Origin of the sequence: Flavobacterium anhuiense, assembly GCF_004151235.1 — a bacterium.
In the GTDB taxonomy this organism is placed as follows: domain Bacteria; phylum Bacteroidota; class Bacteroidia; order Flavobacteriales; family Flavobacteriaceae; genus Flavobacterium; species Flavobacterium anhuiense_A.
On sequence record NZ_JUIV01000029.1, the window covers coordinates 1 to 14,431 of the forward strand.

Below are 14,431 nucleotides of genomic sequence, written 5' to 3' on the forward strand. Positions count from 1 at the left end.
TCAACTTAATCTAGAATAAGAAAAGATTTTTTTAAGTTTCTAAGACGCTAAGATGCTCAGATACTGAGTTTTCTTCTTGTTTTTGATTTCAGTTTTTGACAGAACTTGTAATATATATTGCAAATGTATTAGTTCCCATTTTGCTTCAACTTAATCTAGAAAAAGAAAAGATTTTTTAAGTTTCTAAGATGCTAAGATGCTCAGATACTGAGTTTTCTTCTTGTTTATGATTTCAGTTTTTGACAGAACTTGTAATTTATATTGCAAATGTATTAGTTGCCATTTTGCTTCAACTTAATCTAGAATAAGAAAGATTTTTTTAAGTTTCTAAGACGCTAAGATGCTCAGATACTGAGTTTTTCTTGTTTTCGATTTCAGTTTTTAATAGAACTTCTAATCTACATTGCAAATGTATGCGATGAAGACAAAGAAAGCTCTTAATCTAGAATAAGAAATATAATTTTAGAGGCCATCTAGTTTAGAAACTAGTATTTTATTTGACAAATTTACGTTAAATAGAATTTTATCAATGTTTTGCGGTACAGTAACTTAAGCTTTTAAGTTAAAGTTAAGAATGTTAATTTTTTCACACAATGAGGAAAACCGTAAGGTTATCTATTTTGCGAATTTTAATTTTGGTTTGTAGAAATTTGAAAACGGTGATGGCCTTTACCTTTTTGGGAATCATTTAATTTCTATAAAAAACTGTTTTTGGAGAAACGTTTTTACATTGAAATTTTGACATATTCATTTGATCGTGGGTATTTGTATATAAGTTTGCAATATACATTAATGTCTAATTTTTTTAGGGTTTTAAGATTAAGTCGACGGACGTAATTTTAAGACCCTTTTTTTTACCACAATAATGAAAAGCCAATTAGCCAAAATTGAATACTATCGGTATTGATTTTGAACTTTTGAGGCGAGAAACCGTAATAGCTTTTAAATGCTGCCGAAAAATGCGAAACGTCTTTGTAGCCACATTTATAAGCGGCTTCACTTACCGTAGCAGTTTTGTTTTGAAACAATTCTTTGGCATGTTCCATTCTTAGTTTTATGATATAGCTTTTGACAGTTGTGCCAAAACAAGCTTTAAAACCTTTTTTGAGTTTGAACTCGTTTAACGAAATAAGTCTGGAAAGTTCGGGTAGAGTGGGTGTGTTTCTATAATCGTTTTCTAATATTTTTTTTGCTTCTAAGAGTTTGCTATAATCTTCATCGTTTATATTTTCTGATGCTATAGGCTTAATGGTTAAAGTTTCAAGCTGATGAATAAGAAGCTCTTTAATTTTACTTTCGATATAAATTCTTTTTAATACGCCTTCTCGAGTGCAGTTTTTTATTTCAGATGTTACCCACTGAATTGCAGGTGTAAAAGGAAGGTATTTTGAGGTTAAATAAGTAGATTGTTTATTGAGTATTTTTTTTGAGAATTTCTCATGAAGCTGCCAATCTTCATTAATTATATTATAATAAAATTCTTTGGAAAGAATAATAGACATGTAATTGATGTTTGTGAGGGCTGGTATTGTAAAGAAACCTTTAAAATTATTGGTATAAAAAATATTATGCGTGTTTTTTTTAGAATACTTTTCACTTTCCAATTGATCAATATGAGTTTCAACATTACTGCTATAAATAAAATTCATCACAACCGATTCTTCATCGATTTCAAACATTACGGTTCTAGGAGTTGAATAATACATCTGAGTATCAAGGAGAACTAATCCTTCGGTGATGAGATGTCGGCTTATAATTTTTTCAGAATCTCCATTTTGAATATTGATATTTTCTTCGGTTAAAATGCTTTTTGGATAATAGTTATCTCCAATTTGAATTTTAATTATAGGCGTTTCTGACGTTAAAAGTGTGGCTTTGATTTTCAAAATTTAATCCGTTTTTACAAAATAATAATCCGTTTTTCCCTATCTTTTTTTAAGACGTTGATGGTACTTTTGCAGCAAAGTTATTTATAATTAGTCTAATTAAATATATGTCAACTCAAAAAATTTTATTTGCCTGTTTGTTTTTTTTATTTACGTTCTTATCGTTTTCCCAGCAAAATCAGGGCTTTTTGGTGTCTGGAAAAGTTGTTGAAAATTCTGGAGAGACAATTCCGTTTGCAACGGTTATTATTGAAAAAACGGATTTGAGTGTGATTTCAGATGAAAATGGGAATTATATTTTCAAAAATGTTGCTCCAGGAAAATATGTTCTAAAAGTTTCCGCAGTTGGGTTTGCAGTTCAGAAAAAACAGATCGAAGTTTCAGCAAGTAATTTAGATGTTTCGATTAAAATGGAAAATGAATTGCAAGAGTTAGAAAGTGTAACTGTACTAGGAAGATCTCAAACAGAAAAAGTAAATAAACAAGCTTACAGTGTAACTGCAATAGATGCTAGAAAGCTTCACAATTCAACTTTAGATTTATCTCATGCATTAGATCGCGTTTCGGGAGTTCGAAACCGTGAAGCAGGCGGAGTAGGTTCAAGATCAGAACTTTCGATCAATGGATTCTCAGGAAATCAAATTAAAGTATTTATTGATGGCGTTCCGATGGATAATTTTGGTTCTTCTTTTCAGATAAATAATATTCCAATCAATCTAGCGGATCGCGTAGAAGTTTACAAAGGTGTTGTGCCAATTTGGTTGGGTGGAGATGCTTTAGGCGGAGCGATCAATATTGTAACAAACAGTAAACCTAGAACTTTTATTGATGCTTCTTATTCGTTCGGATCTTTTAATACACATCGTTCAAGTATTAATGCTGGATATACTGCAAAAAGCGGTTTTACAACAGAAATTAATGCTTTTCAAAACTATTCAGATAATAATTATTGGGTAAATGTTGATGTCGCAGATTTAAATACTGGAGCTTATTTCCCAAATCAAAGAGTGAGACGTTTTCACGATAAATATCGTAATGAAACCGTGATTTTCAATATTGGAATAACTGGAAAAAAATACGCTGATAAGTTAATGATCGGATTTACTGGTGGTGAAAACAAAGCTGATATTCAAACTGGAGCCAGAATGGTAAGCGTTTTTGGTCAGATTTACAGAAAAGGAAGTATTGTAATGCCTACTTTGAAATATCAGGTTAGAGATTTATTTACAAAAGGTCTGAATGTAAATGTTACTGGAAATTACAATTTTGGTTATGAACAGAATATAGATACTGTTTTTAGAAGATACAATTGGTTTGGCGACTATAAAGAATATGATGGTGACGGAGGAGAAAGAAGCCGAACTCTGCGCAAGTTTTACAATAATAATGGAGTAGCGACGGCCAATGCTACTTACACACTTAATGACAGACATTCGTTTATGGTCAATAATACGTTTAACACGTTTGATCGTAAAGAAAGTGACGAATTAGTTCCAGAATCTTTGGTGTATAAACAGCCTAAGAAAACGCAAAAGAATGTTTTAGGATTGGGTTATAAATTAGATTACAATGATAAATGGAGTACTTCTGTATTCTTAAAAGATTATTCGTTAAAAACTACTTATTCAAGAAGTTATAATCCGTCTGGAAACGCTGGAGATATTGCCTATCAGAAATATGTAGACCATACTTCTACAACTGGATATGGGGCTGCTACGAGTTATTACTTGAAACATAATTTGCAGATTAAAGCTTCTTACGAAAAGACATACAGACTGCCAACTCCAGAGGAAATCTTTGGTAATGTAAATGATAATTTAGAAGGAAACCTTTCTTTAAAACCTGAATCAAGCAACAACTACAATATTGGAGCGAGTTATCAGACCAGTTTCCGCGAAAAGAATGCTTTATCGTTTGATGTGAATCTTTTGCATAGAAATGCAGTCGATTTTATTCGTCCGACATTGAATAACAATCAGACCATGACTACCAATGTCAATCAGGGAAAAGTTACCAATTATGGTATTGATGGAGAGGTAAGATATTCTTATGGGAATCGTTTTACGGCTGGTTTCAACGCAACATACCAGAACATTAGAAACAAAACAATGTACGAGCCAAATCAAAATTATGTGTCTCCTTTTTATAATGACAGAATTCCGAATATGCCATATCTCTTTGGTAATGCTGATGCGACAATGTTCTTTAATAATGTTTGGAAAAAAGGAAATAATCTGTCTGTAGGCTATAATCTGTTATATGTTCATACGTATTATTTGTCTTGGCCAAGCATGGGAAGCAAGGATAGCAAACTAGAAATTCCGCAACAGTTTAGCCATGATTTAAATGCTGTTTGCACAATGGCAAACGGAAAATACAATATTGCTTTTGAATGCAAAAACTTTCTTGACAACAAGCTTTTTGACAATTTCTCATTGCAAAAGCCAAGTAGAGCTTTTTATATCAAGTTTAGATATTACTTCAGTAAATCAAATAATTAAATTTTAATACAAACACTATATTACAATGAAAAAAAGTACCACATTAGCGTTATTATCAGCTGTTATAGTTTTTACAGCTTTTTCTTGCAGCAGTGATTCTGATAAATCAGGAGGAGAAACTGGCGGCGGGACTGATACAGGAAAAACGAAATATATTATTACGGCAACAACAGGAGCAGCCGGAATTGCAGATTATTTATTAACTACAGACGATGTTTCTACAGGTTCTATTACCACTACAGGAAACGGATTGGAGCAAGACGGAACTTACCGTTACTATATTACAGCGCAAAACAACTTCTTCAGTTTGCTTTACGGACAAGGAAATCCTGGAGCTGTAACAACTTACAACTTAAACGCTGAAGGAAAATTGGTTAAAAAATCAGATTTTCAAGCAGAAACGGTTCACGTATTTGCTGCTATAAACAAAGATATTTTGACTATTAAAGTTCCGAGAAGTGGTGCTTCTATCGCCTCTATGTACAAAATCGATGCTGAAAAATCGCTTATTACTGGTGAAGCTCAGCAAGACACTAAGAAATTGGCTGGAAATGGAGAAAGAGCTTTCTATACTTGGGCAACTCAAGTAGGTGATAAAGTTTATATGCCTTATATGAGTATCAAAGGAGATGGTGTAGACAACTTTGGAACTGCAAATCCAGATAGTACTTGGGTTGCAGTTTACAACTACCCAGAATTGAAATTAGAAAAAGTAATTAAAGATAACCGTACAAGTTATTTAGGAGCTTATTTCACAAACGGATTATTCCAAGACGAAAATGGAGACGCTTACGGTTTCTCTGGAGCAATTGCTACTAGCAATGCTGTGATGACTTCTACAAAACCTTCTGCGATTGTGAAAATTAAAAAAGGAACTACAGAGTTTGACAAATCTTATTTCTTTAATGTTCAAGAAAAATCTGGTGGATATAAAATTTCTTCTACAACTTATATTTCAAAAGGTAAATTCTTATTGTTAATGTACGGAAATGTGGGTAAAAACAATGGTGCAGTTAAAATGGCAATTGCCGATGTTTACAACCAAACTTTTACATGGGTAACAAATGCTCCAGCAACTTTAACTTCTGTAACTAGCCGCTACAATATTACTTCAGAAGACGGAAATTCTGCAATTGTAGGTATCAATACACCTGACGGAAACTGGATTTACTCAATCAATGGTACAACAGCTGTTGCAACAAAAGGTATGAAGGTTGAAGGTGGACAAATTACTGCAATCCAAAAATTAAAATACTAATATTTTTTTGCCGTAAGTCCTTATTTGATGAGGACTTGCGGTTTTTTTATTTATCCTATTATCTATCCAATTATGTTTTCTTCTTCAAAACCAAATAACAAGAAAAAAAGTAAAAAGTCGTTTTTTAAGCGTATCATGGCCTGGTTGCATTTGTGGCTTGGTTTGGCATCTGGAATCATTGTAGTAATTGTTAGTCTTACAGGCTGCATTTATGTTTTTGAAAATGAAATTAAAGATTTTATTGAAGACTGGCGTTTTGTAAAACCTCAGAAAGAAGCATTTTTACTGCCGTCTCAATTGGTCTCAATTTCAGATAAAAAAATGAAGGACAAAAAAGCAACCAGTGTAACTTTTGGGGCTAAAGATGAAGCGGCTATTGTTGGTTATTTTGTAGAGAAAAAAGAAGAGGGTGAAAGGGGAGGCCGTGGTGAGAAAGGAGAGCATAAAAGAGGAAGAAAAGATTTTGCTAAAAATGAAAATGCAAAAGGGAAATCTGAATTAAAAGCTCAGCCAAATGAAAAAGGCAAAGAAAAAGGAAAGGGTGAAAAACGCAAAGGAGGAAGGAGACAAGGAACTTTTATAAGCGTTTATATGAATCCATATACGGGAGATATATTAAACGTAAAAACTTTCTCAAGAGGAGAATCGCCAGATTTTTTCAGATGGATTTTAAACGGACACCGTGCTTTGTGGCTTCCTTATGATATTGGAAGGCCAATTGTTGGAGTTGCAGTTTTAATTTTTGTGGTTTTACTGATTTCGGGTATCGTTTTATGGTGGCCAACAAAATGGATTAAATCTATTATTGATAAAAGTTTTAAGATTAAATGGGATGCCAGTTTTAAACGTGTCAATTATGATATGCATAATGTGCTTGGTTTTTACAGTTGTATATTTCTGTTTTTCATAGCCGTGACAGGTTTAGTATGGAGTTTTGGATGGTGGAGTAAATCTTTATATTGGGTAACTTCTGGAGGAAAGCCTTTGGTTGAAAACCGTGAATCTCCAAAATCAGATACAACTCACGTTGCTGCATTTAATATCACAACAGCAGACAAAGTTTTGCTGAATTTAAGAAAAGAAAATCCTCAGGCAGCCGGAATTTTGATCAGTATTCCTGCGAAACCTGCAGATCCGATTGGTGCTTTTGTTTACAAGCAAAGACACACTTTTTATAATATGGACCGATATAATTTTGATCAGCAGACTTTGAAAGAAATCTCGATTAAGACTCCATTTTCAGGAAAATATATTGAAGCTAATATTCCAGATAAAATCCGACGTATGAATTATGACATTCACGTAGGAAGTGTTCTTGGACTTACGGGAAAAATTATTGCGTTTTTGGCAAGTTTAATTTCTGCCAGTTTGCCAATTACTGGATTTATTATCTGGTGGGGAAAACAAAAGTTTGGTAAAAAGAAACCTGCTGCAAAAACTAAAGTGGCGACTAAAGCAATTCCTGTTTCTAAATTGAAAAATACAGCAGAACAAGAAGTTACTGCTTAGACATATAAAATTGTTTTTATAATTCCTTTTTGTTTTTTTTTTTTTTGATAAAAGGCAAAACTTGTAAAAGTTTTGCCTTTCTTTTTTAATTATAACCGTTTGATTTTAGCCATTCAGCACAATCTCTTGTCCAGAATTTGCTAGTGTCAGCAACACCTAATCCAAATCCGTGGCCACCTTTTTCATAAATATGCAATTCTGCTGTAACTCCGTTTTTCTTTAGCGCTAAATAGTAATTAATACTGTTTTCTGGAATAACTACAGTATCATCTGTCGCATGAATTAAGAATGTAGGAGGTGTTTTAGAAGTTACTCTCTTTTCGTTTGAATAAGAATCTATTAACTCTTTTGAAGGATTATTTCCAAGTAAATTGGTTTGAGAGCCTTTGTGGGTGATTTCATTTTCCATTGAAATTACAGGATAGATCAGCAGCGAAAAATCCGGGCGTGCACTCACTTTATATGCCGATTCATAAACTTTGTCATCGTAATGTGTTGAAGCTGTAGACGCTAAATGTCCTCCAGCTGAAAAACCTAAAATTCCAATTTTATTAGGATCAATATTCCATTTTGCTGCATTTTGTCTTACATAGCGAATGGCTTCTTGCGCATCTTGCAGCGGACCAACATTTTTATTTTTCATCGTTAAATTAGTTGGCATGCGGTATTTCAATACAAAAGCTGCAATTCCTAAGCTATTGAACCATTCAGCTACTTTTGTTCCTTCTTTTTCAAACGCTAAATGGGTGTAGCCGCCGCCCGGACAAATTATAACAGCGGTTAGATTGGGTTTTGCTTCCTTAGGAATAAAAATGCTTAAAGTAGGTACAGAAACCTGACTTGTACTTTGCATTTTTCCATCTTTCAGTTCTGGTTTTTCTTTATAATCAGGAGCTTTTATTTCATCAGGAATTTTATTCCACAACGGGATTACTTGATTTTGTGCACTCATACAAAATAGTCCTGAGAAAAGAAGAAAACTCAACGTAATGCCTCTTGAGAATTGTATTTTAGTAGTTTTCAATTTAATTTATAATTATTTGGTTTGTAATTATTTATGTTTTTGTATTTGAAAATGCAAGCGAAAAACCGAAGAATCTAAAAATACATAAAATTGGTTTGTTTAAAGTTAGCTTATGGGACAATTTTACCCCAACAAAAGGATAAATTTCACATGTTGGCTTTTAACAAATATATTGTTTAATGTGTAATTTTGTATTCCTTTTTTTATATAATATGTTTATTTTAACGAACTAAATTATTTTTTTACACAATATTATTTGGATTGTACAGATTAAAAACTATATTTGTGCAATCGATTACATTATTTCTCTCCAAAGGTATTAATTTATTGATTATACTATTCTTAGAAAGCAGTAATGAGAATCTTTAAGATTGCCAAAAATTACAAAACTATAATACCCACTTACTATGAATCAAACCGAAACTGTTGCAGTAAATCAGAGTGTTAAAACCACAGGAAAATACCGTTGGAGTATTTGTGCATTATTATTTTTTGCAACTACGATCAATTATCTGGACAGACAAGTTCTTTCTTTAACTTGGAGTGATTTTATTGCACCAGAATTTCATTGGACAAACAATGACTACGGAAATATCACTGCATTATTTTCTATTTTTTATGCAGTTTCTTTACTGTTTGCTGGAAGATTTGTGGATTGGTTGGATACTAAAAAAGGATTTCTTTGGGCAATCGGAATATGGTCTGTGGGAGCTTGTCTTCATGCTTTTTGCGGAATAGCTACTTCAGGAATTATTACAGGAGAATGGTTTGTGAGTTTTCATGGTTCAAAAGAAATAATCAGTACAATAAGCGATACAGCGTTGGTAATCAATGTGAGTGTGGCTTTATTTATTTTTGCACGTTTCGTTTTAGCAGTTGGAGAAGCAGGAAACTTTCCTGCGGCAATTAAAACAACAGCAGAATATTTCCCTAAAAAAGACAGAGCTTTTGCAACTAGTATTTTTAATGCAGGAGCAACTGTAGGAGCTTTAGCAGCGCCAATTACGATTCCGTTTATCGCAAAATCTTTCGGATGGGAAATGTCTTTCATTATTATTGGAGCTTTAGGTTTTGTTTGGATGGGATTTTGGATGTTTATGTACGATAAGCCAGAAAGACATTCTAAAGTTACAGCAGAAGAATTGGCTTATATTCAACAAGATGATATTGAGGATAGTAAAATTGGTTTCAAACCTGAAGCTAAAGGAAAAGTTTCTTTAGCAGATTGTTTTAAATACAAACAGACATGGGCGTTTGCGTTTGGTAAATTCATGACAGACGGAGTTTGGTGGTTCTTTTTATTCTGGACTCCAGCTTATTTAAGTTCTGTTTACGGAATGGATTCTACAGAAGCTGCTTTTCCATTATTTGTACTTTATATGATTACATTATTATCTATCATTGGAGGATGGCTACCAACGTATTTCGTTGAGAAAAAAGAAATGAATCCGTATGAAGGAAGAATGAGAGCGATGTTGATTTTTGCATTTTTTCCATTATTAGCCTTGATCGCACAGCCATTAGGATATATTAGTTACTGGGTTCCTGTTGTCATTATCGGAATTGCGGGAGCAGCACACCAGTCTTGGTCGGCAAATATTTTTACTACAGTAGGAGATATGTTTCCTAAAAAAGCAATTGCAACTATCACTGGAATAGGAGGTTTAGCAGGAGGATTAGGATCAACTTTGATTAATAAAGGTTCAGGAGTATTGTTTGATTATGCAAAAGACACTAATATGGTCTTTATGGGATTCAAAGGAATTGAGGCTGGATATTTTATTATTTTCTCTATTTGTGCTGTTTGTTACTTAACAGGCTGGATTGTAATGAAATCATTGGTTCCTAAATATGCTCCAATAACTGATTTATAAAGAAAAATAGACATAATTGAAATATTTTTTTCATTTCAATTATGGTTATTCCATTTAAAAAATTAATTTTGTGCAATCGATTACATTTATTTAAATTATGACAAAATATAGTTCAAGATACGCGTCAAGCCCAGAAGCTGTAAAAAAATATGATACACAGCAATTGAGAGAAGAATTCTTAATTGATGACTTAATGCAGGAAGATGAAGTGGTATTGGTTTATTCGCATTATGATAGATACATTGCAGGTTCTGCAGTTCCTGTAAAAGGAGATTTAGCCTTAGAAACAATCGATCCTTTAAAAGCGCCTTATTTTTTAGAAAGAAGAGAACTTGGAATTATTAATGTAGGAGGAAGCGGTTCTGTTGTTGTAGAAGGAACAGCTTATGAGTTAGGTTTTAAAGATGCTTTGTATATCGGAGCTGGAAATAAAGAGGTGGTTTTTAAAAGTGATGACAAAAACAATCCTGCTAAGTTTTATTTAAACTCTGCGCCTGCGCACACGACTTACCCAACTAAAAAAGTAAGTTTAGCTGAAGCTAATAAATTACAATTGGGAAAAATGGAAACGGCAAATCACCGTACCGTAAACCAAATGATTATTGGAAGTGTGGTTACAACTTGCCAATTGCAGATGGGAATGACAGAATTGAAACCAGGAAGTGTTTGGAATACCATGCCAGCTCACGTTCACGATCGTAGAATGGAAGTGTATTTCTATTTGGATATTCCAGAAGATCAGGCAGTTTGTCACTTTATGGGACAGCCACAAGAAACAAGACACATCTGGATGAACAATCATCAGGCAGTAATTTCTCCACCTTGGTCTATTCACTCAGGTTCTGGAACTAGCAACTATACATTTATTTGGGGAATGGCAGGAGAGAACTTAGATTACGGAGATATGGATGTTTGTAAAATCACTGATTTAAGATAAGATGACAAATTTATTTGATATAAAAGGAAAAGTTGCCCTTATCACAGGTTCGACTCACGGTCTGGGAATGGCAATGGCAAAGGGATTAGGTCAGGCGGGTGCTACAATTGTGGTGAACGGAAATTCATCTCAAGAAAAAATTGATCATGCTGTAGCAGAATTAAAAAACGAAGGAATTAATGCAGTTGGTTACAAATTTAATGTAACAGAAGAGCAAGAAGTGAAAACTGCGGTTCAAAAAATCGAAAGTGAAGTTGGACCAATCGATATCTTGATCAATAATGCCGGAATTATTAAAAGAATTCCGCTTCTAGATATGGAAGTTTCAGATTTCAGAGAAGTAGTTGATATAGATTTAGTAAGTCCGTTTATTGTTTCTAAGCATGTTGCAAAAGGAATGATTGAAAGACGTCAAGGAAAAATCATCAACATTTGCTCGATGATGAGTGAGTTGGGAAGAAATACAGTTTCTGCTTACGCTGCTGCAAAAGGAGGCTTGAAAATGCTGACTAAAAACATGGCAACAGAATGGGCAAAATACAATGTTCAGATCAACGGAATCGGTCCTGGATATTTTGCAACAGAACAAACCAAACCAATTAGAGTTGACGGACATCCGTTTAATGATTTCATCATCAGCAGAACTCCTGCAGCAAAATGGGGTGATCCAAGCGATTTGGCTGGAGCGGCGATATTTTTATCATCAAAAGCAAGTGATTTTGTAAACGGTCACATTTTATATGTAGATGGTGGAATCCTAGCTACAATAGGAAAACCTTCAAACGAAGAATAATTCTCAAATTATATTTTAAAAGACATGAGCCAGACATTCATAAACGATAATTTTTTATTAGAAAATAAATATGCTGAAGAGTTGTATCACAATTACTCTAAAAATCAGCCCATTATTGACTACCACAATCACTTAAATCCACAGTTTATTGCTGAAGATAAAATCTTTGATAATATTACGCAAGTTTGGATTAATGGTGATCACTACAAGTGGCGTGCAATGCGTACTTTGGGAATCAACGAGCAGTTTGTAACTGGAAATGGTTCAGATAAAGATAAATTCTTAAACTGGGGAAAAACAGTTCCGTACACTATGCGTAATCCGTTGTACCATTGGACACATTTAGAATTGGCTCGTTATTTTGATATTTATGATTTGTTGAATGAAAGGTCGGCTGAGAAAATTTATATCGAAACTTCCGAGAAAATAAATTCTCAAGCGTACAGCACACAAAACCTTCTTAAAAAAGTAAATGCTGAATTGGTTTGTACTACAGAAGATCCAATTGACAGTTTAGAATTTCACCAAAAATTCGCAAACAATTCGACTGGAATCAAGATGAGTACAGCTTTCAGACCTGATAAAGCCATCTTAATTGCTAATGATGGTTATAATGCATATCTGGACACATTAGGGGATGTGTCCGGTATTGCAATTAACACGTATGCTGATTTACAATCTGCTTTAAGAAAAAGAATCGAATTCTTTAATGCAAACGGATGTAAATTAAGTGATCATGGATTAAATCAAATTGATTTTGAAAACTTTACAGAAAGTGAAATCAATGCTATTTTCAAAAAGAAAAGAGAAAATGGAGAGTTGTCTCCAGAAGAGGTTTTAAAATTCCATAGTGCCATTTTAGTTTTCTTATCAGAAACTTATCATGAGTTTGGATGGGTACAGCAATTTCACTTAGGTGCATTGCGTAATAACAATGCTCGTATGCACAGAATCTTAGGGCCAGATACAGGATGGGATTCTATTGGAGATTATCCTCAAGCACAAAAATTGTCTGCTTTCTTAAATGCTTTAGACAGTAAAGATAAGTTGACAAAAACGATTATCTATAACCTAAATCCTGCTGATAACGAAGTTATGGCAACTATGATTGGAAATTTCAACGACGGAAGCGTTCGCGGAAAAGTACAATTTGGTTCTGGATGGTGGTTTTTAGATCAGAAAGATGGAATGACAAAACAATTGAATGCGCTTTCAAATATGGGCTTAATTAGCTGTTTTGTTGGAATGTTGACAGATTCTAGAAGTTTCTTATCGTTCCCGAGACACGAGTATTTCAGACGTATTTTATGTAATCTTTTGGGAGACGAAATCAAACGTGGAGAACTTCCAAACGATATGGAATGGATTGGAAAATTAGTTGCTGATATTTCATACAACAATGCTAAAGAATATTTTAAGTTTTAAATAAAGTCTAACCGCAAGGTTCGCAAAGATTTACGCAAGGCTCGCTAAATGAAATCCTTTTTAATCATTGTAATCTGTGGCAAAAAAAATATATAAATAATGAGTAGAGTAGTTGCATTTGGAGAAATTATGCTGCGTTTATCGACAGAAAGACATTTGCGTTTTTCGCAATCTACAGCATTTGGTGCTACGTACGGTGGCGGCGAATTTAACGTATGCGTTTCTTTGGCTAATTATGGTGTAAATGCTGAATTTGTTACCAGACTGCCTGAAAATGAAATTGGTTTTTCTGCATTAAAAGAAATCAGAAAGATGAATGTTGAGTCTAAAAATATTGTTTACGGAGGAGAACGTCTAGGAATTTATTTCTTAGAAACAGGAGCAGGAACCCGTGGAAGCAATGTGGTTTACGATCGTGCTCACAGCGCCATGTCAACGATACAAAAAGGACAGGTGGATTGGGAAAAAGTTTTGGAAGGTGCAGAATGGTTCCATTGGAGCGGCATTACGCCAGCGATTTCAGAAAGTGCTGCCGAAGCTTGTTTAGAGGCAATTAAAGTTGCTCATAAAAAAGGAATTAAAATTTCATGCGATTTAAACTATAGATCAAAACTTTGGCAATACGGAAAAACTCCGAGCGAGGTTATGCCAGAAATGCTGAAATATAGCAATGTGATTTTAGGAGATATTGATACGGCGTATTTCATGTTAGGAATTCCGAAAGTGAATCCGAATTATCAGGACGAAAAATCACTTCCAGCGGTATATGATAAATTGTTTGAATTGATTCCGAGTTTAAAAATCGCAGCAACAACACTTCGTTATTCTGTTAGCGCTTCTCACCAGAGAATCGGCGGAATTTTATATGACGGAAAAGCGATTTACAGCGCAGCAGTTAAAGAAGTTACTCCTGTTGTAGATCGCGTAGGAAGCGGAGATGCCTTTATGGGCGGATTAATCTACGGTTTATTGGAATATAATAATAACCAGAGAGCTTTAGATTTTGCAGTTGCGGCTTGTTGTTTAAAACATACAATTGCAGGAGATTACAACTTGGTTACTTTAAAAGAAGTTGAAAATATGATTGATGGTGATGGTTCTGCATTGGTATCAAGATAAACCCATTAGGTGTAACTAAAAATGATATGTTTTAACACATAGAAACATAGATTTTATATCAAAAAAAGAGAACAGAAGAAAACAAGTTTCAACACATAGTTAGAC

General features: G+C 33.8%; 10 protein-coding genes. 8 read left to right on the forward strand and 2 right to left on the reverse strand.

What is annotated here, in order from left to right; translation table 11 throughout:
• Nucleotides 1-854: 854 nt before the first annotated feature.
• Complete coding sequence (locus tag NU08_RS21205; RefSeq protein ID WP_129749039.1) at nucleotides 855-1,886, reverse strand: AraC family transcriptional regulator; 1,032 nt, start codon at nucleotides 1,884-1,886, stop codon at nucleotides 855-857.
• Nucleotides 1,887-2,077: 191 nt separating this feature from the next.
• On the opposite strand from NU08_RS21205, the gene NU08_RS21210 reads away from it, so the two are divergent.
• From NU08_RS21210 to NU08_RS21220, 3 genes are all read left to right on the forward strand, one after another.
• Complete coding sequence (locus tag NU08_RS21210; RefSeq protein ID WP_242502624.1) at nucleotides 2,078-4,387, forward strand: TonB-dependent receptor; 2,310 nt, start codon at nucleotides 2,078-2,080, stop codon at nucleotides 4,385-4,387.
• A gap of 25 nt (nucleotides 4,388-4,412) precedes the next feature.
• Entirely contained in the window at nucleotides 4,413-5,645 is a 1,233-nt protein-coding gene (locus tag NU08_RS21215; RefSeq protein ID WP_129749041.1) for a DUF4374 domain-containing protein, read from the forward strand.
• Nucleotides 5,646-5,780: 135 nt separating this feature from the next.
• On the forward strand, nucleotides 5,781-7,154 hold the full coding sequence (locus tag NU08_RS21220; RefSeq protein WP_129749042.1) for a PepSY-associated TM helix domain-containing protein: 1,374 nt from the start codon (nucleotides 5,781-5,783) through the stop codon (nucleotides 7,152-7,154).
• A gap of 85 nt (nucleotides 7,155-7,239) precedes the next feature.
• Here the strand turns inward: NU08_RS21220 and NU08_RS21225 are convergent, their stop codons facing one another.
• Nucleotides 7,240-8,106 (reverse strand): alpha/beta hydrolase, encoded by an 867-nt coding sequence (locus NU08_RS21225; RefSeq protein ID WP_242502625.1) that lies wholly within the window; start codon nucleotides 8,104-8,106, stop codon nucleotides 7,240-7,242.
• Nucleotides 8,107-8,585: 479 nt separating this feature from the next.
• Here NU08_RS21225 and NU08_RS21230 point away from each other — a divergent pair, with 479 nt between their 5' ends.
• The 5 genes from NU08_RS21230 (at nucleotide 8,586) to NU08_RS21250 (ending at nucleotide 14,326) form a co-directional block, all read left to right on the forward strand.
• Nucleotides 8,586-10,052: an MFS transporter gene (locus NU08_RS21230; protein ID WP_129749044.1), complete on the forward strand. Its 1,467-nt coding sequence runs from the start codon at nucleotides 8,586-8,588 to the stop codon at nucleotides 10,050-10,052.
• Between the two features lie 97 nt (nucleotides 10,053-10,149).
• Nucleotides 10,150-10,989: a 5-dehydro-4-deoxy-D-glucuronate isomerase gene (kduI, locus tag NU08_RS21235; protein ID WP_129749045.1), complete on the forward strand. Its 840-nt coding sequence runs from the start codon at nucleotides 10,150-10,152 to the stop codon at nucleotides 10,987-10,989.
• A 1-nt stretch (nucleotide 10,990) separates the two neighbouring features.
• The gene (locus NU08_RS21240) at nucleotides 10,991-11,782 is read left to right on the forward strand and encodes a gluconate 5-dehydrogenase (RefSeq protein WP_129749046.1); all 792 of its coding nucleotides are present in this window, start codon (nucleotides 10,991-10,993) and stop codon (nucleotides 11,780-11,782) included.
• Between the two features lie 24 nt (nucleotides 11,783-11,806).
• Entirely contained in the window at nucleotides 11,807-13,207 is a 1,401-nt protein-coding gene (gene uxaC / locus NU08_RS21245; protein ID WP_129749047.1) for a glucuronate isomerase, read from the forward strand.
• Nucleotides 13,208-13,306: 99 nt separating this feature from the next.
• Nucleotides 13,307-14,326, forward strand: coding sequence for a sugar kinase (locus NU08_RS21250; protein ID WP_111425577.1), 1,020 nt, complete (start codon nucleotides 13,307-13,309; stop codon nucleotides 14,324-14,326).
• Nucleotides 14,327-14,431: the final 105 nt, after the last annotated feature.

What these genes read in the sequence shown, in the direction of transcription:
- NU08_RS21250 (WP_111425577.1), top strand. Translation starts at nt 13,307, where the DNA reads ATGAGTAGAGTAGTTGCATTTGGAGAAATTATGCTGCGTTTATCGACA.
- uxaC (WP_129749047.1), top strand. Translation starts at nt 11,807, where the DNA reads ATGAGCCAGACATTCATAAACGATAATTTTTTATTAGAAAATAAATAT.
- NU08_RS21215 (WP_129749041.1), top strand. Translation starts at nt 4,413, where the DNA reads ATGAAAAAAAGTACCACATTAGCGTTATTATCAGCTGTTATAGTTTTT.
- kduI (WP_129749045.1), top strand. Translation starts at nt 10,150, where the DNA reads ATGACAAAATATAGTTCAAGATACGCGTCAAGCCCAGAAGCTGTAAAA.
- NU08_RS21240 (WP_129749046.1), top strand. Translation starts at nt 10,991, where the DNA reads ATGACAAATTTATTTGATATAAAAGGAAAAGTTGCCCTTATCACAGGT.
- NU08_RS21230 (WP_129749044.1), top strand. Translation starts at nt 8,586, where the DNA reads ATGAATCAAACCGAAACTGTTGCAGTAAATCAGAGTGTTAAAACCACA.
- NU08_RS21220 (WP_129749042.1), top strand. Translation starts at nt 5,781, where the DNA reads ATGGCCTGGTTGCATTTGTGGCTTGGTTTGGCATCTGGAATCATTGTA.
- NU08_RS21225 (WP_242502625.1), bottom strand. Translation starts at nt 8,106, where the DNA reads ATGAGTGCACAAAATCAAGTAATCCCGTTGTGGAATAAAATTCCTGAT.